At 73.6% G+C, this 19,447-nt stretch carries 17 protein-coding genes and 1 riboswitch; of the genes, 11 read left to right on the forward strand and 6 right to left on the reverse strand.

The window, feature by feature from the left end:
• Positions 1-47: 47 nt before the first annotated feature.
• Positions 48-962, forward strand: coding sequence for an endonuclease domain-containing protein (locus K313_RS0113015; protein WP_029211967.1), 915 nt, complete (start codon positions 48-50; stop codon positions 960-962).
• A 151-nt stretch (positions 963-1,113) separates the two neighbouring features.
• Here K313_RS0113015 and K313_RS0113020 read toward each other — a convergent pair whose 3' ends face one another.
• From K313_RS0113020 to K313_RS0113035, 4 genes are read right to left on the reverse strand one after another with little or no spacing between them, the layout of a single operon-like run.
• On the reverse strand, positions 1,114-1,722 hold the full coding sequence (locus K313_RS0113020; protein WP_029211968.1) for a response regulator transcription factor: 609 nt from the start codon (positions 1,720-1,722) through the stop codon (positions 1,114-1,116).
• Positions 1,719-2,870: a sensor histidine kinase gene (locus tag K313_RS0113025; RefSeq protein WP_084412826.1), complete on the reverse strand. Its 1,152-nt coding sequence runs from the start codon at positions 2,868-2,870 to the stop codon at positions 1,719-1,721. The genes K313_RS0113020 and K313_RS0113025 overlap by 4 nt, the downstream gene beginning before the upstream one ends.
• Positions 2,807-3,562 (reverse strand): ABC transporter permease, encoded by a 756-nt coding sequence (locus K313_RS0113030; RefSeq protein ID WP_029211970.1) that lies wholly within the window; start codon positions 3,560-3,562, stop codon positions 2,807-2,809. The genes K313_RS0113025 and K313_RS0113030 overlap by 64 nt, the downstream gene beginning before the upstream one ends.
• Positions 3,559-4,551, reverse strand: a complete 993-nt coding sequence (locus K313_RS0113035) for an ABC transporter ATP-binding protein (protein ID WP_029211971.1) — start codon at positions 4,549-4,551, stop codon at positions 3,559-3,561. Before K313_RS0113035 ends, K313_RS0113030 begins: the two co-directional genes overlap by 4 nt.
• Positions 4,552-4,634: 83 nt before the next feature.
• Here K313_RS0113035 and K313_RS0113040 point away from each other — a divergent pair, with 83 nt between their 5' ends.
• From K313_RS0113040 to hutI, 3 genes are read left to right on the forward strand one after another with little or no spacing between them, the layout of a single operon-like run.
• Positions 4,635-5,897 carry an allantoate amidohydrolase gene (locus K313_RS0113040; RefSeq protein WP_029211972.1) on the forward strand — a complete coding sequence of 421 codons (1,263 nt, stop codon included), beginning with the start codon at positions 4,635-4,637 and terminating at the stop codon, positions 5,895-5,897.
• Positions 5,898-5,957: 60 nt separating this feature from the next.
• A complete protein-coding gene (locus tag K313_RS0113045) occupies positions 5,958-7,307 on the forward strand; it encodes a formimidoylglutamate deiminase (protein WP_029211973.1) in 1,350 nt (449 codons plus the stop codon).
• On the forward strand, positions 7,304-8,551 hold the full coding sequence (gene hutI, locus K313_RS0113050) for an imidazolonepropionase (protein WP_029211974.1): 1,248 nt from the start codon (positions 7,304-7,306) through the stop codon (positions 8,549-8,551). The genes K313_RS0113045 and hutI overlap by 4 nt, the downstream gene beginning before the upstream one ends.
• Before the next feature lie 101 nt (positions 8,552-8,652).
• Here the strand turns inward: hutI and K313_RS0113055 are convergent, their stop codons facing one another.
• Positions 8,653-9,282 carry a DUF559 domain-containing protein gene (locus K313_RS0113055; protein ID WP_169516844.1) on the reverse strand — a complete coding sequence of 210 codons (630 nt, stop codon included), beginning with the start codon at positions 9,280-9,282 and terminating at the stop codon, positions 8,653-8,655.
• A 535-nt stretch (positions 9,283-9,817) separates the two neighbouring features.
• Here K313_RS0113055 and K313_RS0113060 point away from each other — a divergent pair.
• The 5 genes from K313_RS0113060 to K313_RS0113080 all read left to right on the forward strand — a co-directional run bounded on the left by K313_RS0113060 (position 9,818) and on the right by K313_RS0113080 (position 15,847).
• Positions 9,818-11,110 (forward strand): sensor histidine kinase, encoded by a 1,293-nt coding sequence (locus tag K313_RS0113060; protein ID WP_205621867.1) that lies wholly within the window; start codon positions 9,818-9,820, stop codon positions 11,108-11,110.
• Positions 11,107-11,781 carry a response regulator gene (locus tag K313_RS0113065; RefSeq protein WP_019286590.1) on the forward strand — a complete coding sequence of 225 codons (675 nt, stop codon included), beginning with the start codon at positions 11,107-11,109 and terminating at the stop codon, positions 11,779-11,781. Before K313_RS0113060 ends, K313_RS0113065 begins: the two co-directional genes overlap by 4 nt.
• 133 nt (positions 11,782-11,914) lie before the next feature.
• The gene (locus K313_RS0113070) at positions 11,915-12,679 is read left to right on the forward strand and encodes an ABC transporter ATP-binding protein (RefSeq protein ID WP_029211977.1); all 765 of its coding nucleotides are present in this window, start codon (positions 11,915-11,917) and stop codon (positions 12,677-12,679) included.
• The gene (locus tag K313_RS0113075; RefSeq protein WP_029211978.1) at positions 12,676-15,285 is read left to right on the forward strand and encodes an ABC transporter permease; all 2,610 of its coding nucleotides are present in this window, start codon (positions 12,676-12,678) and stop codon (positions 15,283-15,285) included. The genes K313_RS0113070 and K313_RS0113075 overlap by 4 nt, the downstream gene beginning before the upstream one ends.
• Positions 15,286-15,334: 49 nt before the next feature.
• Positions 15,335-15,847 (forward strand): hypothetical protein, encoded by a 513-nt coding sequence (locus tag K313_RS0113080; RefSeq protein ID WP_029211979.1) that lies wholly within the window; start codon positions 15,335-15,337, stop codon positions 15,845-15,847.
• 137 nt (positions 15,848-15,984) lie between these two features.
• Here K313_RS0113080 and K313_RS21085 read toward each other — a convergent pair whose 3' ends face one another.
• The gene (locus K313_RS21085) at positions 15,985-16,299 is read right to left on the reverse strand and encodes a DUF4235 domain-containing protein (protein ID WP_019286587.1); all 315 of its coding nucleotides are present in this window, start codon (positions 16,297-16,299) and stop codon (positions 15,985-15,987) included.
• Positions 16,300-16,337: 38 nt separating this feature from the next.
• A riboswitch (TPP riboswitch) is annotated at positions 16,338-16,443 on the forward strand.
• A gap of 47 nt (positions 16,444-16,490) precedes the next feature.
• On the opposite strand from K313_RS21085, the gene K313_RS0113090 reads away from it, so the two are divergent.
• Together K313_RS0113090 and K313_RS0113095 are read left to right on the forward strand one after the other, a co-directional pair.
• Positions 16,491-17,156: an ECF transporter S component gene (locus K313_RS0113090; protein WP_029211981.1), complete on the forward strand. Its 666-nt coding sequence runs from the start codon at positions 16,491-16,493 to the stop codon at positions 17,154-17,156.
• A complete protein-coding gene (locus K313_RS0113095; RefSeq protein ID WP_029211982.1) occupies positions 17,137-19,377 on the forward strand; it encodes an ATP-binding cassette domain-containing protein in 2,241 nt (746 codons plus the stop codon). The genes K313_RS0113090 and K313_RS0113095 overlap by 20 nt, the downstream gene beginning before the upstream one ends.
• Positions 19,378-19,447 lie beyond the last annotated feature (70 nt).

Consider the following 19,447-nt stretch of genomic DNA (forward strand, 5'->3'; position numbering starts at 1 on the left):
GGGGATAACGCGGTTGAACACCCGCAAACGCCCTTCATCGTGGTCGCATGACCTCTATTGCATCGATTCCGGCAGCGCTCGACGGGATGCTCTTTTTCACGACCTCGGCGGCTCTGAGATCCGGCATGTCGCGGTACGCGATCAGTCAGCTGGATCACCGTCATCACGGCGTCGTTGGTCGACGCATGCCGATGACCATTCTCGAAGACGCCCAGGCGTTGGCCCTCGTCCTGCCATCGGACTGCGGGTTCACCCACTGGTCCGCAGCTTGGCTGCTCGGCCTGGGTCTGCCCGCGAGGTGGACCGCCAGTCCGCGACCTCGGTTGGACGTGGGTCGGCACGGAGGCACGCCGCCACGGCACCGGACCGTGAGGGGGCATCGATTGTCGTCAAGCGACATCCCGACGGTTGTCGTACCAGGGCTCGATCGACGGGTCATCGCGCCGGAGCACCTGTTCCGCCAGCTGGCCGACTCGATGAGCCATACGGATCTGGTCGTCCTGCGAGATGCGATCTGCAGCTGGAAGTCGAATCGCTCGGTAGAAGATCTCGACTCGGGGCTGAGCATCCGGTCGCCGGGGCTCGTGGCGGCTCGCTCAGCGCGTGCCGAGGTGCGGGCCGGAACCAACTCCGTCATGGAATCGCGGCTGCGCCAGGACTTTGCGCGTGAGGGTCTGCCGGAGCCGGAGCTCAATGCACCTATCGCCGACGGGACCGGGCGGGTCCTGGCCTACGCGGACTTCCTGTGGCGGGCAGAACGTCTCGTGGTGGAGTACAACGGTGCGCACCACTTCGCCTCGGCGGAGCAGAGGGTGGCCGACGAATCGCGACGAAACCTGCTCGAGCGGATGGGCTATCGCGTGATCATCGTCAACAAGACCGACTACTTCCAGCACCACGCCGACACCATGCGCGCCGTCAGGGAGGCGCTTGCCGACCAGCGTGCACGTGTCAGTGCCTGAGCCCTGGTCGGTATTGGTGAGCTGGGAGCGCGTGAAGGTGCGGGGTGGGGCGTCGGGGTCGTGCGTTTGTGAGCTGGGAGCGCGCGAAGGTGCGGGGTGGGGCGTCGGGGTCGTGCGTTTGTGAGCTGGGAGCGCGTGAAGGTGCGGGTGGTCAGAGCCAGCCGCGGGACTGGGCCTCGCGCGCCGCCTCGACGGCCGTCGAGGTGCCGGTCTTGGCGATCGCGGAGGACAGGTGGTTGCGGACGGTCCCCGGTGAGAGGAACAGGCGCGCCGCGATGTCGGGAGCGCGGTGGCCCTCCATCGCGAGCTGCAGGGTCTCGCGCTCGCGCGCCGTCAGTGGCGAGGCGCCGCCGTAGAGGGACTCGGTCGCCAGCGCGGGGTCGACCACGCGGAGCCCCGCGTGCACGCGCCGCACGGCCTCGGCGAGCTCGGAGGCTGGCGCGTCCTTGACGACGAAGCCACTGGCCCCCGCCTCGAGCGCCCGCCGCACGTAGCCCGGCCGCCCGAAGGTCGTCACGATCAGCGAGCGGACGCCCGGTGCTTCGCGAGCCAGCTGCGACGCCACCTCCAGGCCGTCGAGGCCGGGCATCTCGATGTCGAGCAGGCACACGTCGGGCGAGGTCACGCGGACCGCGCCGAGCACCTCGTCGCCGCGGCCGACCTGCGCCACGACCTCGAGGTCGGTCTCCAGGTCGAGCAGCGCCGCGAGGGCCCCACGCACCATGGCCTGGTCGTCGGCCAGCAGCAGGCGGATCGTCATAGCCGCACCTCCAGTCGGGTGCCCCGCCCGTCCGGTCCGGGGCCGAGCATCAGGGATCCTCCGGCGCCGGCGACCCGCTCGCGCAGCCCGCGGATGCCGTTGCCCTCCTTGGCTCCTCGCAGCCCGCGCCCGTCGTCCTCGACGACCAGGCCTGCGGCCGAGAGCCGTATGGCGCACCGCCCCGCCCCGGAGTGCCGCACGACATTGGTGACGGCCTCGCGCAGCACCCACGCGAGGACCGTGCGGTGACGTGGGTCGACCACGGTGAGGTCGCCCGGCAGGTCGGCGGCGATGCCGGCACCGGTGAGCGCCATACGGGCGCCCTCGACCTCGTCGCCGAGCGACGCGACCCGCAGCCCACCCACGGTCTCGCGGATCTCGGCGAGGGCGGTGCGGGTCAGCGAGCGGATCTCGATCAGCTCGGCGCGGGCCCGCTCGACGTCGACGTCCAGCAGCCGCTCGGCGAGCTCGGTCTTGACCGCGACCACGGTCAGGGAGTGCCCGAGGACGTCGTGCACGTCGCGGGCCACCCGCTCGCGCTCGGAGGCGATGCGCAGGGCGTCCTTGGTGCGGGTGTAGTCGAACTCCTTGTCGTTGGCGACCCGGGTCACCGCGGTGGAGATGAAGACGATCGCCAGGATGATCGTGAGGAAGCCGAAGCTGCCGAACACCCCGGCCCACCAAGGGAGCCCGACGGCGAGGGCGAGCAGCACCCCGGCGATGCCGAAGGCGTGGCGCAGCGGGAACGTGAACATCGCGAAGCTCAGCAGGAAGGGCGACATCCCGACGACCTCGACGCCCAGCACCGGCACCGTGACCAGGCAGAGCGCGATCAGCACGGCGTACCACCGCACGGCGGCGGGGTTGACGCGCCGGCCCTCGCCGAAGGCCCAGAGCCGGTTCATCGACCAGACGTAGACGAACGCGAAGCACGCGATCGCGGCCAGCGCGATGCCCTTGAGCCAGGTCGGCGCGGAGTCCTGCAGGACCTCGATCACCGGGAAGCCGAGGAAGGCGAGCCAGACGGCGGCCATCACCCACCCGTAGCGGCTCCACGGGTTCTCGAGGGTCGGGTGGGCTCCGCTCACTGCCGTCCCCGGCTGCGGCGCACGAGCCAGGTCGCCAGGATCGCGAGGAGCGTCAGCCATGCGGCCACGTTAGCAACGGGGATCCACAGGCCCTCGTTGATCAGGACGTCGCCGGACATGACGCGGCCCTCGGTGAGCGGGTAGCGGCTCAGCTGGACCAGGCCGTAGAGCGGGGTGAACCGGGCGATGGTGAGCAGGACGCCCTCGAGCGGGATGAAGATGTTGCCGAGGAACGCGAGGATCACCAGGGAGCCGCTGGCCGCCGAGACCGCCGACTCGCTGCGCAGCCAGAGCCCGAAGACGAGGCCGTAGAGCGCGAACGCGGCCGCTCCGGCGACGGTGATGAGCGGGCACAGGACCCAGGCGAGCCCGTCGGCCCGGGCTCCGGTCAGCGCGCCCGCCGCATAGATCAGGGCGATGGGGATCACCGCGATGGTGAGGGCGACCAGGACCTTGACGGAGACGAAGGTGCGATCCTTGAGCGGGGTCAGCCCCAGCTGGCGTCCCCAGCCCAGGCTGCGCTCGGTCGCGGCCGAGGCGCCGATGCCGGTCGTGGCGGTGACGGCGCCGTAGGCCGCCATCGACACCATGATGTAGAAGGTCACGTTGCCGTGGCCGGCGTTCTCCTTGCCGAAGGACTGGGCCGCGCCGAAGACGAGGTACATGAACAGCGGGATGCCGACGGTGAAGAACAGCCCCACCCGGTCACGGACGAAGCGCAGGACCTCGAGGCGGTAGTAGGTGGCGTTCATCGCACGTCCTCCGTGGCTGCGGCGGCCTGCTCGGCCTGCTCGGTGATCTCGAGGAAGGTCTGGTCGAGGGAGCCGCGCGAGACCTCCAGCTCGCGGGCGCCAAGGTCGCCCAGCAGGACCCGGGCGACCCCGTCGGAGTCGGTGCAGCGCACCACGACCCGGATGCCGCTGGCCGCCGTCCCCGTGTGGTCGACGTGGTCGACGCCTGCCACCCGCTGCAGCACGTCCGTCACGCGGGCGAGCTCGCCCGCCACGATCTCCGCGCTGACGAGCCGCCCGGTCGCCCGGGCGCGCAGCTCGGCGGTGGTCCCGTCGGCGACGACCCGCCCGCCGGCGACCAGGACGATGCGCCGGGCGAAGTCCTCGGCCTCCTCCAGGTAGTGCGTGGCGAACACCACGGTCCGGCCGGCGTCGGCGTCGGCGTGCATGGTCGACCAGAAGTCCCGCCGGGCGGTGACGTCCATCCCCGCCGTGGGCTCGTCGAGGACCAGCAGGTCGGGCGAGGGCAGCAGCGCCATCGCGAAGCGCAGCCGCTGCTGCTCACCGCCGGAGCACTTGGACACGCGGCGACCCGCGAGCCCGGAAAGGCCTGCCCGCTGCAGGACCGAGTCGACGCTCTCGTGCTGCGGGAAGGTCGAGGCGATCAGCTGCACCGTCTCGCGGACGGTGAGGTCGGGGAGCAGCCCGCCGCTCTGCAGCACCGCCGACACGCGTCCGGCGGCGACCGCTCGACGGGGGTCCTCGCCATACGTCCGGGCGGTCCCGCTGGTGGGCTCGGTGAGCCCGAGGACCATGTCCAAGGTGGTGGTCTTGCCGGCGCCGTTGGGGCCGAGGAAGGCCACCACCTCGCCGGGCTCGATCGTCAGGTCGAGGCCGTCGACCGCGGTCACGGTGCGAGAGCCGGGCTTGCCCTTGGCCCCCTTGCCCGTGCCCTTGAAGGTCTTGCGCAGGTCCCGCAGCTCCACCGCGGGTGCTGTCGTCGTCGTCATGTCTCCAGCCTGCTGACCTGCGCCGACGGGGCCGTGCGGGTCCTGTCACGAGTCACGGGTGACAGGTGTCATAGGTTGGCCGTATGTCGACGCCGACCGCCTCCCAGCCCGCCGCCCACGGCCCCGCCCACGCAGAGCTGGACCGGATGTGGGGCGAGCTCGCCCCGGTGGGGCGGGACGGCGGGTCGGGGGGCTACCGGAGGTTCGCGTGGACGCGCGAGGACGCGACGCTGCGGGAGTGGTTCGCGGGGGAGTGCGCCCGGCGCGGCCTGGACGTCGTCGAGGACCTGGCCGGCAACCAGTGGGCGTGGTGGGGCGACGTCGACGCGGCGCGGGCCCGCGGGGTGCAGGGCGTGGCGATCGGCTCGCACCTGGACTCGGTGCCGGACGGCGGGGCGTATGACGGACCGCTCGGCGTGGTCACCGCCCTCGCCACCGTCGACGCGCTGCGGGCGGCCGGGCACGAGCCGACCGTGCCGATCGGGGTCGTGAACTTCGTGGACGAGGAGGGCGCGAGGTTCGGGGTGGCGTGCATCGGCTCCCGCGTCGTGACGGGGGCGATGACGCGGGAGCGGGCGCTCGGGCTGCGTGACAACGACGGCGTGACCCTCGCCGAGGCGCTGCGGGACGCCGGGCGCGACCCCGACGCGATCGGGCGCGACGACGAGGCCCTCTCTCGCGTGGGCACCTTCGTCGAGCTGCACGTCGAGCAGGGCCGCGGCCTCGCCGACCTGGACCGGCCCGTCGCCGTCGGCACCGCCATCTGGCCGCACGGCCGCTGGCGCCTCGACCTCGCGGGGCAGGCCAACCACGCCGGCACCACCCGCCTCGAGGACCGCGACGACCCGATGCTGCGCCTCGCGTCCGCGATCCTCACCGCCCGCACCGCCGCCACCGCGCACGGCTGCGTGGCCACCATCGGCAAGACCCGCGTCGTCCCCGGCGGCGTCAACGCCATCCCCTCCGCCGTCACCGCATGGCTCGACGCGCGCGGCCCGGTGGAGGCGGACGTGCGGGAGGTCGTCGAGGCGGTGGCGCGCGACAGCGGCATACGGCCTGCGGCGGAGCCGGTCTGCGAGTCGTGGACCCCGGAGACGACCTTCGACGCGGACCTGGCCGCCCGGTTGTCCAGCCTGCTCGACGACGCACCCCTGCTCGGCACCGGGGCCGGCCACGACGCCGGCATCCTGACCAACGCGGGCGTGCCGACCGCGATGCTCTTCGTGCGCAACCCGACCGGCGTCTCGCACGCCCCCGACGAGCACGCCGAGGTCGCCGACTGCCACGCCGGGCTCGATGCGCTGACGGCCGTCGTCACCGACCTCGCGGCACCGGCCGGGGGATAGGGTGGGGGCGTCGCCGACGCCGAGGCCGACGACTGGGTCGATGCGAGGGGGCCACGGGTCATGACCACGTTCTGGTCGGAGCACGCGCTGCTGCCGTCCGGGATCGCCAACGGCGTGCGCACGACGGTGTCCGAGGACCGGATCACCGCCATCGACGTCCGCACCCATCCCCGGCCGCACGACATCAAGCTCCACGGCGTGACCTTCCCCGGCCTGGCCAACGTCCACAGCCACGCCTTCCACCGCGGGCTGCGCGGGCGCACCCACGGCAACGGCGGCGACTTCTGGTCCTGGCGCGAGCGGATGTACTCCCTCATGAGCCACCTGCAGCCCGACACCTACCTCGACCTCGCCCGGGCGACCTTCGCGGAGATGGTGCTGGCGGGGTTCACCTGCGTCGGCGAGTTCCACTACGTCCACCACCAGGAGGACGGCACCCCCTATCCCGACCCCAACGCCATGGGGCACGCCATCCAGCAGGCCGCCGCCGAGGCCGGGATCCGCCTCACCCTGCTCGACACCTGCTATCTCACGGGCGGGCTCGACGGGTCGGGCTACCTGCCGCTCGACCCCTACCAGCGCAGGTTCGGCGACGGGACCGCCGAGGGCTGGGCCGCCCGCGTGGGCCAGCTCCGCGAGAGTCCGATGTCCCGCGTGGGCGCCGCCATCCACTCCGTCCGGGCCGTCCCCCGCGAGCAGCTCGGCGTCGTCGCCGAGGCCGCCCGCTCGGGGCTCGGCGTGCACCGTTCACCCGTCCCGCTGCACGTGCACCTGTCCGAGCAGCTCGCCGAGAACGCCGCCACGCTCGCGTGCTACGGCCGCACCCCGACCCAGCTCCTGCACGAGCAGGGGGTGCTCGGGCCCACGACGACCGCGGTCCACGCCACCCACCTCACCGAGGAGGACGTGCGGCTGCTCGGCGACAGCGGCACCGGCGCGTGCTTCTGCCCCCTCACCGAGCGCGACCTGGCGGACGGCATCGGGCCCGCCCGCGACCTGCACCGCGCCGGCGCGCGCCTGTCGATCGGCACCGACCAGCACGTGTCCATCGACCCCTGGGGCGAGCTGCGCTCCCTCGAGATGCACGAGCGGCTCGTCACCAACGAGCGCGGGCGCTTCGACCCCGCCGAGCTCGTCGACTTCGGCACCCGCCAGGGCTATGCCTCGCTCGGCTGGGAGGACGGCGGCCGCCTCGAGGTCGGGGCGCTGGCCGACCTGTGCAACGTCCGCCTCGACAGCGTCCGCACCGTCGGCGCCAAGCCCGCGCAGGTCGTCTTCGCCGCCACCGCGGGCGACGTCGACGCCGTCGTCGTCGGCGGCCAGCCCGTCGTCGAGGGCGGCCGCCACCGCATCGGCTCGGTCGCCCTCATGCTCCGCGCCGCCCTCGACGCCCTCCTGGAGGAGCCGTGACCGCAGTCCTCGTCACCGACATCGGCCAGCTCGTCACCTGCTCGCCCGAGCTCGGCGACGGATCGCCCCTCGGAGTCCTGCAGGACGCCGCCGTCGTGCTCGAGGAGGTCCCTGCGGCGGGCGCGTCGGCATACCGGATGATCGAGGGCGAGCCGGTGCCCGACCGCGGCCACGTCGCCTGGGTGGGGCGCGCGGCCGACGCACCCGCGGCCGACGAGGTGCTGTCCGTCGGGGGCCGTTGCGTGGTGCCGGGATTCGTCGACTCGCACGCGCACCTGATGTTCGCGGGGGACCGCGGCGAGGAGTTCGCGGCGCGGATGACGGGGCAGCCCTACGACGGGGGCGGGATCGCCGTGTCCGTGGCCGCCACCCGCGCCGCGTCCGACGAGGAGCTGCTCGACCTGCTGCTCGACCGGGTCCTCGAGATGCGCGCGCAGGGCACGACCACCGTCGAGGTCAAGTCGGGCTACGGGCTCACCGTGGAGGACGAGGCGCGGGCGCTGCGCCTGGCGTGCGAGGCCGGGATCGAGGAGACGACCTTCCTCGGGGCGCACGTCGTCCCGCCCGAGTTCCGTTCCCGCCGTGCGGACTACGTGTCCCTGGTGACCGGACCGATGCTGGAGGCGTGCGCGCCCTACGCGGTGTGGGGCGACGTGTTCTGCGAGCCGGCGTCGGCGCACGCGTTCGACGGCGACGAGGCGCGGGCGGTGCTGCTCGCGTGCCGCGAGGCGGGGCTGGAGCTGCGCGTCCACGGCAACCAGCTCGGCCACGGCCCGGGCGTCCAGCTGGCGTGCGAGCTCGAGGCGGCGTCGGTCGACCACTGCACCTATCTGTCCCCGGCCGACGTGGACGCGCTCGTGGGGGCGGCCGGCACCACGACCGCGACCCTGCTGCCCGGCGTCGAGTTCTCCACCCGCTCGCCCTATCCCGATGCGCGCGCCCTGCTCGACGCCGGGGTCTCGGTAGCGCTCGCGACCGACTGCAACCCGGGCACCTGCTACTCCTCGTCGATCCCCTTCGTGGTGGCCCTGGCCGTGCGCGAGATGGGTATGACGCCCGCCGAGGCCCTCCTCGCGGTGACCCTCGGCGGGGCTCGCGCGCTGCGGCGCAACGACGTCGGCCACCTCGCGGTGGGGGCGCGCGCGGATCTGACGGTGCTCGACGCCCCGTCCTACGTGCACCTGAGCTATCGCGCCGGCGTCCCCATCGCGACCGCCCTCGACCTGACCCCACCGCCTCGTTGAGAGGCGACAAATGGAGGTTATGAGGCCTGGATGGCCCCCATTTGTCGCCTCTCAACGTGGGGGATGGGCGGAGCGACCCACCTGGGAGGCCCATGCCGGCGTCAAGCCACCCCTGGACGCCACCCGGCGCGCACCAGGGCACGCCGCACGATCGCCAGGGCGTCGGGGGTGCGGCCGTTGACGTTCCTGCTGATGAGGCGCTCGTAGTCGTACCCCGCATCGCGAAAGGCCCTCTCCCGGGCCACGTCTCGCTCCCAGGTGTTTTGACGCTCCACGTGGTGACGACCGTCGTACTCCACCACCAACCGCCACCGCCTCCAGAACAGGTCCACGATCCCCAGCCACCCTCCCTCGTCCGTCACGGTCACGTTGAGCTCCGGCTCGGGCAGGCCCCCGCGCACCAGCTGAAGTCGGGTCTTGGTCTCCATGGGGCTCGCCGATCCAGGACGGATCTCCAGCAGGGCCGCCCGCGCCGTGCGCACGCCGCGCATCCTGCGAGGCAGGACGCGGGCAAGGTCCCCGACGGTGCGGGTGGAGCGTGGTCGGAGGATCCAGTCGCCCGCTGCGATCAGCTCGTCCACCGACAGCGACGCGGCGGCGTCGGCCCAGGTGTGGAGGTCATCGGTGCAGGTCAGGCCGTTCTCCAGGAGGATGGTTCCACGTCGCTGCAGCCCACGGTGGTTGACGATCCCCGGCCGCTCGAGGTGGAACTGTCCGCTCCGGGTGACCACGTGAACCGGCTCGTCGGGTGTCCACCGCGTCGGCCAGGTCCCCATGAGTCGGGCGGCCGTCACGTTGCTGAACGCGTGCGCCGGCGGCAGCACCGGTAACGCGTCCTTCGCGGCCTGCTCGATGCCAAGGAGAGGGAGCGGGGATCTGACGCCGTGATGAGGGGCTCGAGTGTCGGACGCTCGGAGTCGATCGCGTGAGACCCCGGATGCCATGGCGTCGGACGTCCTGAAGGGCTCGGCATCATACGGGTCGGGCAGGGGAGAAGGTGAGCGCACGCAAACTATCGTAAATGGCAACAAATGTAGTCTGAGAGGTTATCCACAGCGCTGCCGCCGCCCAATGAGAGGCGACAGATGGGGGTTATGACGCGCCCAGAACCCCCATCTGTCGCCTCTCAACGAGTGGTGGGGGGCCGAGAGCGCAGGGCGTGGGGGTGGGCGTCGGCGGGGGCGGTGGCAGAGGACCCAGAGTGGAGGGGGAGGATCAGACCGCGGTATGACGACCCGGCGCCGCCCGCACCTCTAGCGTGGAGGGATGCGTGCGTTCTTAAGGCTCCAGCGGTGGCTCCGCGAGCACGTCATGCTGGTCGACGCCTTCTGGGCGGGGGTCGTCACCCTGCTCTGCCTCGTCGTGTCGGCAGGCGTGCTCGACGAGCTCACCGTCGGCTGGGTGGGCTGGCTCGCGTGGACCCTCCTCGGCACCAGCCTGCCCCTCGTGTGGCGCCGCACCAGGCCCGACCCGGCCATTGTGGCGGTCGCGCTCGGCTGCGTGGTCCAGCTCGTGATCGCTGACAACGTCATGCCCCAGAACCTCGCGGCGCTCATGATGCTCTACGCGGTCGCGGCCCACGGGCACCCGCGGTGGCGCTACTGGTGGCTCGCGGCCGCGCTGGTCGGCGGGGTGGTGGGCGCCTGGGACTGGACCTACAACTGGGTCCGGCCTGCCGGCGCGCAGCGCGTGGAGTACGCCGTCATCAGCTGGGTGTTCGTCGCCGCCATGAGCGTCGCGTGCTTCGTGCCCGGGGCCCTCGCGAGGCAGCGGCGCGACATGGTGCAGAGCCTGCGCGACCGGGCGGACTCCCTGGAGCGCGAACGCGACTCGATGGCGCGCCTCGCCGCGCAGGAGGAGCGGGCCCGGATCGCGCGCGAGATGCATGACGTCGTCGCGCACTCGCTCAGCGTGATCGTGGTCCAGGCGGACGGAGCGTCGTATGCCGTGGAGCACGGTGACGTCGACGCCTCGCGCATGGTCGCCGCCCGGACGCTCGCCACGATCGGCGACACCGCCCGGGGCGCGCTCGGCGAGACCCGGCGCCTCGTGGGGGTGCTGCGCGAGGAGGGGGAGGCGGCGGCCTACACCCCGCAGGCCACGCTCGAGCAGGTAGAGGAGCTGGTGGCGCACGTCAACGACGCGGGCTTGCCGGCGACCCTGACGCAGGTCGGCGACGAGCGGGTGCACGAGGCGCTCGGGCCGGCGCAGCAGATGGCGGCCTACCGCGTGGTGCAGGAGGCGCTGACCAACGCCCTCAAGCACGCGGGACCGGCGGCGACCGTGCGGGTCGAGCTCGCTCACCACCCGGACCGGGTCGAGCTGGCCGTGCGCGACACGGGTCGGGGTCCAGGTGGCGGGTCGGACGGGCGCGGCCATGGGCTGATCGGGATGCGCGAGCGGATGGCGTCGATCGGCGGGACCTTCACGGCCCGGGAGCGGGTAGGGGGTGGCTTCGAGGTGCTTGCTAGCCTGCCGACGCGGGACCCGGAGGCGCCGCCGACGGCGCCCACCGTGCCGGTCCCGGTCACGACGGGACGACGACGGGAGCGCGAGTGAGCGACGAGCAGATCAGGCTGCTGCTGGCGGACGACCAGGAGCTGGTGCGGATGGGCTTCCGGATGGTGCTGGACGCCCAGCCCGACATGCAGGTCGTGGGTGAGGTGGGCGACGGCGCGGCGGCGGTCGAGCTGGCCGCGCAGGCCGACGTGGTGCTCATGGACATCCGGATGCCACGCATGGACGGCGTTGAGGCGACCCGACGGATCGTGGCCTCGGGCGCCGCGGCCAAGGTCCTCGTGCTCACGACCTTCGACCTCGACGAGTACGTCCACACCGCGCTCAAGGCCGGTGCCGGCGGCTTCCTCCTCAAGGACGCGGGCCCGGCGGAGCTGCTGGCCGCCATACGCGCTGTGCACCAAGGAGACTCGGTCGTCGCCCCGAGCGCGACCCGGCGCCTGCTCGAGAGGTTCCTGCCCGGGCTGCCCGACGAGCACGAGCCCCTGCGGAGCGCCGAGGAGCGGCTCGCCCCGCTGACCGAGCGGGAGCGCGAGGTGCTGCTCGCGGTGGGGCAGGGGCGCTCCAACCAGGAGATCGCGGCCGAGCTCTATGTGGCCGAGGCCACCGTCAAGACCCACGTCGGGCGGATCCTCGCCAAGCTCCACCTGCGAGACCGGGTGCAGATGGTCGTCCTCGCCTACGACACAGGGCTCGTGCGACCGCAGTCGTAGGCCCGCTGCGCCCGTGGTCCTCGGGTCGCCCCCGGGGTCGAGACCGCAGGTCGATCCGGGCGACACCGGCCGCTCCCTAGCGTCGACATCGACCGCGCACCAGCGATGTCCGACGACCAGACGGAGCGACCCGATGACGACCACCAGCCCGACCACCAGCCCGACCACCGTGACCCGCGCGGCCGTGCGCGCGCGTGACCTCACCAAGACCTATGGCAGCGGCGACACCCGCGTCGTCGCCCTGGACCACGTGGACGTGGAGATCGCCGAGGGGGAGTTCACCGCGATCATGGGCCCGTCGGGGTCCGGCAAGTCGACGCTGATGCACTGCGCGGCGGGCCTCGACGACGTCACGAGCGGGCAGGTCTGGGTCGGCGACACCGACCTCACCACGCTGGACGACACGCGGCTGACGCTGCTGCGGCGCGAGCAGGTGGGGTTCGTCTTCCAGGCCTTCAACCTGCTCCCGACGCTGACCGCCGAGGCCAACATCACCCTGCCCCTGCGCCTCGCGGGCCGCACCCCCGACCGCGAATGGTTCGAGCATGTGGTGCGGGTGCTGGGCCTGACAGATCGTCTGGGGCACAAGCCGACCGAGCTCTCCGGCGGGCAGCAGCAGCGCGTGGCGGTGGCCCGCGCCCTCGTCATGCGGCCGCGCGTGATCTTTGCCGACGAGCCGACGGGCGCCCTCGACAGCGTGACCGGGCACGAGCTGCTGGACTTCCTTCGGCGCTGCGTGCGTGAGCTGGGCCAGACCGTCGTGATGGTGACCCACGACCCCGGGGCCGCGACGTATGCCGACCGCGTGCTGCTCCTCGCGGACGGTCGCATGGCGGGGGAGCTGCGGCACCCCACCGCCGACGACGTGCTGGCCGCCCTGCGCGGGCTGGGGGCGTGATCGCCGTGCGCACCTCGATCTCCCTGGCGGCCAGCATGATCCACGGTCAGGCCCGGCGCTTCGTCAGCGTCCTGGTCGCCATCACGATGGGCATCGCCTTCGTCGCGGCCACGTTCATGGTGGGCGACACCTTCCGCGAGTCCCTGGCGCGCGACGCCGCCGGCTCGGTGGGCCGAGCGAGCGTGGTCGTCACCACGCCGGACGGGTCCTCGGGCGTGGGGGGCGCGCCTCGCGGCGGCCCGGCCGCCATACCCCCCGGGCTCGCCGCGCAGGTGACGCGCGCCTACCCGGGTGCCTCCGTGCGCACGGTGGCCGGCGGGGCCGTCCAGCAGGACCTCGGGGGTCGCGAGGCCTCCCTCGTGCTGCGGTCAGTGCCGCAGCTGTCCGGGACGACGACGCTCACGGCCGGACGCCTGCCCGCCCGCCGCGGCGAGATCGCCGTCGTGGACTGGGTCGCCTCGGCGCGCAAGCTCGCCGTGGGCAGCACGACCCGCCTGCTGCAGCGCGGCACCGGCACCAGCCCTGGCACCGGCACCGAGCAGCGGCCGCAGGAGGCCCGTCCGGCCGAGGCCACGGTCGTCGGCATCGTCAAGCCGGGGCGTGACGTCGTGCAGGGCCAGGGGATGCCGGTGGCCTTCGCCCAGGACCAGGACATCTGGGCCTGGACGGGCACCACGGGCTATCGGGAGCTCGACCTGACGCAGGCTCCGGGCGGCGCGGCCGTGGACAACGAGCAGCTGCGCGCCTCCGTCGCCGGTCTCCCCGCAGCCAAGGGCCTCACGGTCCGCACCGGCCAGCAGGAGAAGGACCACCGCGTGACCCAGATGGTCCAGGGCGTCACGCAGCTCACCGCGATGCTGCTCGTCTTCGCGCTCATCGCCGTGTTCGTCTCGGCGCTGGTCATCGCCAACACCTTTGCGATCCTCGTCGCCCAGCGCACCCGTCAGCTCGCGCTCCTGCGCTGCATCGGCGCCGAGCGGCGGCAGGTGCGCGGGTCCGTCGTGGCCGAGGCGCTGCTCGTCGGCGTCCTCGGCTCCGTCGCGGGGCTGGCGCTCGGCGCGGGTCTGGCGGCGACGCTCGTGCAGCTCTCGCACGGCACCGACATGGACCTCGGCAGCCTGGTCGTCACCCCGCTCGCGGTCCTGGCTCCCCTCGCGACGGGCATCCTGGTCACCCTCGTGGCGAGCCTCGCCCCGGCCCGCGCGGCGACGCGCGTCAAGCCGCTCGCGGCCCTGCGCCCCGAGACCGCGACGCGGGTGCGGCGCGTCCGCGCCCTGCGCGTCGGGGTCGGATCGGTCCTCGCGGCAGGTGGGTTCGGGCTGCTCGTGCACGGCGCCCTCCAGCACCAGCTCGTGACGGGCATCCCCGGTGGACTCCTGTCCTTCCTCGGCGTGCTCATGGTCGCCCCCGTGGTGGTGCCCGGCCTCGCCCGCGCCGTCGGTGCGCTGCCCGCCCGCCTCGGCGGCGTCCCCGGGTCGCTCGCCGTCGACAACGCCGGCCGCAACCCCGCTCGGGCCGCGGCCACCGCGAGCGCCCTGCTCGTCGGGGTCACGCTGATCACGATGATGAGCGTGGGCTCGGCGACAGGGGTGCGCTCGGCCACCGACGCGCTCGACAAGCAGACCCCCGTGGACGCCCTCGTGCAGGCGCCGCAGGGCCTGGCGCAGCGTGACCTCGACACCCTGCGGCGCAGCAGCGTCGTCGGTGCGGCCACCCTCGTCGTCGACGCCCCGGCCACGCTGACCCACGGCGGACGGCCGGTGCACGTCGGCCAGAGCGGTGGGCAGAGCGACGGTCAGGCCGGCGGATCGAGCGGCGGGCAGACCACCGTCACCGGCGCCGACGACGCGGCGGTGCAGGTCTCGCGCCGGCCGCAGCTCTTTGCCGGGCTCGACGACCACACCGTGCTCCTGCCGGCGAGCTCCGGCCTGCGGACCGGCGACACCGTGACCCTCGCCCACGGCGCGACGCGGCTCGACCTGCGCGCCGACGTCAGCGCGGACCATGCGGACGCACCGGTCGTCACGGCGGCCACCGTGCGGCGCCTCGACCCCCAGGCCAAGGGGTCCGCGTGGATCAGGTTCGCCGAGGTCAAGGACGCGGCCACCGCGTCGGAGCAGCTCGCCCAGGACGCCGTCGCCATCCAGGGCGCCCAGGTCCAGGGGGTCGCCACCCAGCGCGCCGAGATGGAGCGCATCATGGGCGTCGTCCTGCTCGTCGTGACCGGCCTGCTCGGCATCGCCGTGCTGATCGCGCTGGTCGGCATCGGCAACACCCTCGGCCTCTCGGTGCTCGAGCGCACCCAGGAGTCCGGCCTGCTGCGCGCCCTCGGCCTCACGCGCCGCCAGCTGCGCAGCACGCTCGGGCTCGAGGCGCTGACGCTGGCGGGCGTGGGCACGATCGTGGGGCTCGCGCTGGGGGTGGCCTACGGCCTCGGCGGGGCCTACGCGCTCTTCGGCAGCGAGATGACCATCACCACCGAGATCCCTTGGGCGCGGCTGGGGCTCGTCGTCGCCGTGGCGCTCGCCGCGGGGTGGCTGGCGTCCGTCATACCGGCTCGTCGGGCCGCGCGGGTGAGCCCGTCCGCGGCGCTGGCCACCGACTGACACGCGGCTCCCAGGCCCCGGGCCTAGGCTGGCAGGAAGGAGGGACGAGATGGGTCGGGTCGAGCGCGAGGTCTACGCCGCGGCCACGTCACCGCGCCACGTGCGCGCGCTGACGGTCGGTGCCGGCACGCTGCTCGCCGCCCTCCCGCTGCCGGCGCCGCTGCGCGCGGGCCTCGGGATCGCGGGCTACCTCGGCGGGCTCGCCCTGCCGGCCGACCACGTCCCGACCGACGAGCCCGACCACCTGTGGCACCTGCGCCGCCAGGTCGGGGCGGTCGGCGACTGGCTCGACGACCGCCGGGGAGCGCTCGGCTGGGACGTCGAGACCTGGCTCGACCGGGTGCTGGCGCGGGCGCGCGGCGTGCTCGACGACCCGAGGCTGGTCACCGACCCCGAGCGGCTGGCGGGCCTGTCCCGGCTCCTGCTCGTCGAGCTGCCCGAGGTGCTGCGCGACGGCGACGACGTGGCGCTCGAGCCCGACCCGACCCGGCGCCGGCTGCGGGTGGCGCTGCGGCTGGACCAGCTCGACCGGCGGCTGGCGGCCCTGCGCACCCCCGCCTGATCGCCGCCACGTACCCCAGGCCCGAGGCCGCCACGCACCCAGGCCCGCAGACCCCCAGGCCCGTCATACCGCCCAGCAGCAGCGAGTCGCCCCGACCGATGGACCGGTCGGGGCGACTCGCGTGACGGACGGGGTGATCAGGCCTTGTTGGTGCGGGCGTCGATCTGCGCCTGCAGGTCGACGTCACCGATGTCGTTGCTCTGGCGCTTGACCGCGGAGACGAACCCCTTGGCCGCCTGACGCTGCGCCACCAGGCGCGCGATGCCGATCACGAGACCGGAGAACGCCGCGAAGGCCAGCGCTTCCTTCCAGTCCACGTCGGGGTTGGTGGGGTCGGAGGGGGCCTCCTTGCCCGTGGCCTTCTGCCAGCCCGAGTTGACGATCTTGTTGGCCACCATGCCGGCCAGCATGGCGGCGCCGGTGCCAATGAGCTTCCACACGTTAGGTCCCATGCGTTGAGTCTCACACGATCTTCGCGGTAGCGTCACGTTTCACACGACAGGGGAGCGCAGATCGCGCTGAGAGTGCGGGCGACCGCAGACCCTCCGCACCTGATCCGGTTAGCACCGGCGCTAGGGAGTCGGATTCTCGAGGCGACCCGAGGGGTCACCTTCCCTCTTGGTGACCGACCAGGAGATCTCGTATGCCGAACACCACCGGCTCCGCCGCCACCGCGCGGCCGGGCCAGCACGCACGACCGTCCGCGCTCGCCACGGGGGCCCTCATGTCATGGCGAGGCATCGACCTCGTCCTCGGCGCCGTCCTCGCCGTCGCGCTGGGCGTCGCCTTCTGGGGGTGGGACAGCACCCTCTACCACGTCGTCGAGGCGGCCGCCGTCGGCTATGCCCCGATCGGCTCGCTCGCGCTCGGCGTGTGGGTGCTCCCCGCCGTGGCCGGCGCGCTGCTGATCCGGCGTCCCGGCGCGGCCCTCTACGTCGAGCTGATCGCCGCGAGCGTGGAGACGCTGCTCGGCAGCAAGTGGGGCTGGCTCGTGATGCTGTCCGGGCTGCTGCAGGCGCTCGGGGTGGAGCTGGCGATGTGGCTGTGGCGCTGGCGGCGGTTCGACATGGTGGCCGCGGTGCTGGGCGGCGTGCTCGGTGCCGTCCTGGAGATCTGCCTCTACGAGTGGTGGCAGTACGTCCCGCAGCTCGCCTGGATCCACAAGCTCGTCTACCTCGGCTTCGGCATGGTCTCGTGCGCGCTGATCGCCGGGCTCGGGGGCGCCGCGCTGGTGCGCGCGCTGGCCCGGGCCGGCGTGGTCGACGCCTTCCCGGCGGGCCGCGAGGCGCGTGAGTCCCACGGCCGCTGACGCCTCCCTCGAGCGTGGTCTCGACCTCGACGAGGGTCCGAGGGGGGCTCTCGTCGAGGTCGACGACCTCACCTGGCTCCCGTATGGCGCCGCCCGCCCGGTCCTCGACGCGGTGTCGCTGCGCGTGGCGCCGGGGGAGCGGGTGCTGCTCGCGGGCGCCAGCGGGTCCGGCAAGTCGACCCTGCTCCGGGCGCTGGCCGGCGTGCTCGCCGACACGGGTGGCGGTGACCAGACGGGGCAGGTGCGGGTGTCGCGGCAGGTGGGCCTGCTCCTGCAGGATCCCGACGACGCGGTGGTCGCGCGGACCGTGGGGCGCGACGTGGCCTTCGGCCCCGAGAACGCCGGCGTGCCACGCGGGCCGCTGTGGGAGCGGGTGCGGGCGGCGCTGGACTCCGTGTCCTTCCCGTATGCCGTGGACCGCGAGACGCGCGCCCTGTCCGGCGGCGAGACCCAGCGCCTCGCGCTCGCGGGCGTGCTCGCCCTCGACCCGGGCCTCGTGCTGCTCGACGAGCCCTGCTCGATGCTCGACCCCCAGGCCGCGGAGGCGGTCCGGTCGGCGGTGGCCCTGGCCGTCGCCGAGGTGGGGGCCACCCTGGTGGTCGTCGAGCACCAGCTCGCGCACTGGGTGGACGTCTGCGACCGGCTCGTCGTGCTGGGCGACGGCGGTCGGGTGGTGGCGGACGGCCCGATGACGTCGACGCTGGCCGCCGAGGGGGAGCGGCTGGCAGAGCTGGGCCTGTGGGTGCCGGGGGCGCCGCCGCCGTCGTCGATGGAGGTGGCGACCGGGCTGGTGACCCCGGTCCGGCCGGGCGGGGTGACGGCCTCGATCGACGCGGTGCTGCGCCAGGTGCAGCCCGGGCTGGCCTCGTGGCAGGCGGTGCACCCGCCGCAGCTCGTGCTGCAGGACGTGGCGCTGGAGGCCTCGCCGGGGGAGGCGGTGGCCGTCACCGGCCACTCGGGCGCCGGCAAGTCCACGCTGGTGGCCTGCGCCGCCGGGCTGCTCGAGCCGACGTCCGGCACGGTGCGGCTGGGGGCCGGCGACCGCGAGGCGCCGCATGGCTGGCGGGCTGCGGAGCTTGCCGCAGCGGTCGGGTGGGTGCCCCAACGACCCGAGCTGCCGATCACCGCCCGGACCGTCGTCGACGAGGTGATGCTGACCGGTCGGGCGCTCGGCCAGGACGAGGACGCCCTCGCAGCCCGGGCCGGGGCGCTGCTCGAGGTGCTCGGCCTCGGCGACCGCCGCGACGCCGACCCGCACACCCTCTCGGGGGGTGAGCAGCGACGTCTCTCGCTCGTCGCCGCCCTCGCCCACGGCCCGTCCGTGCTCCTGCTCGACGAGCCCACCGTCGGCCAGGACCGCCACACGTGGGCCGCCGTCACCGGGGTCGTCGAGGCGGCCCGCGCCGCAGGGACGACCGTGGTGGTGTCCACGCACGACCGCAGCCTGGCGTCGCGCTGCACCCGCGAGCTCGTGCTCGCGAGGCCGCAGGCCGGCGCAGAGCCGGTGCGCCGTCGTGCGCAGGGGCTGGCGGCATACGCCTCGGCCCTGCCGCTGATGCTGGTGAGCCTGGTGGCGATGGTGGTCGGGTTGGTCGTGCCCACGGTGCCGGCGGGGCTGGGTCTGCTCGGGGCCGAGCTGGCGCTGCTCCTCGTGCTGTGCGGGGTGCGCTGGCCGCAGCCGGTGCTGCGGCTCACCCCGGTGGCGATCGGCGCGGCCTCGTTGTGGTGGTCCAACTGGTGGTGGGCCGAGACGCGTGATCCCGTCGCGGCGCTGCTGCCCGCGCTGCGCATGACGTCGGCGGCGCTGCCCGGCGTGGTGCTGGCGGGCTACCTCGAGCCGTTCTCGCTGGGGGACCAGCTCGGGCAGCGACTGCGGCTGCCGGCACGTCCGGTGGTGGCGGCGGTGGTGGCGCTGCAGAGGTTCGACCAGCTGCGGTCGACCTTTGGCGACCTGCGCGCGGTGCGCCGGGCGCGTGGTGTCCTGGGGCGGGGGGTCAAGGACGCGGTCGTGCTGACCTTTGCCCTGCTGGTGCAGGCGTTGCGGCAGGCGGGGCGGCTCGCGGTGGCGATGGAGGCGCGGGGCTACTCGTCGCCCGTGGTGCGGTCGGGGCGGCGCACGTGGGCGGAGCCCGCGCGGTGGGGCCGGACGGACCTGTGGGTCGTGGTGTGCGCCGTGACGCTCGCCGCCGCGGCGGCTGTGGGGCACCTTCTGGGGAGGTAATGGATCCCTAGTCCTGGTGACGGGTCTCGACTACTCTGGGTAACGCCTAGTGGGTATCAGCAACGTCATC

The organism is Arsenicicoccus bolidensis DSM 15745, from assembly GCF_000426385.1.
In the GTDB taxonomy this organism is placed as follows: Bacteria; Actinomycetota; Actinomycetes; order Actinomycetales; family Dermatophilaceae; genus Arsenicicoccus; species Arsenicicoccus bolidensis.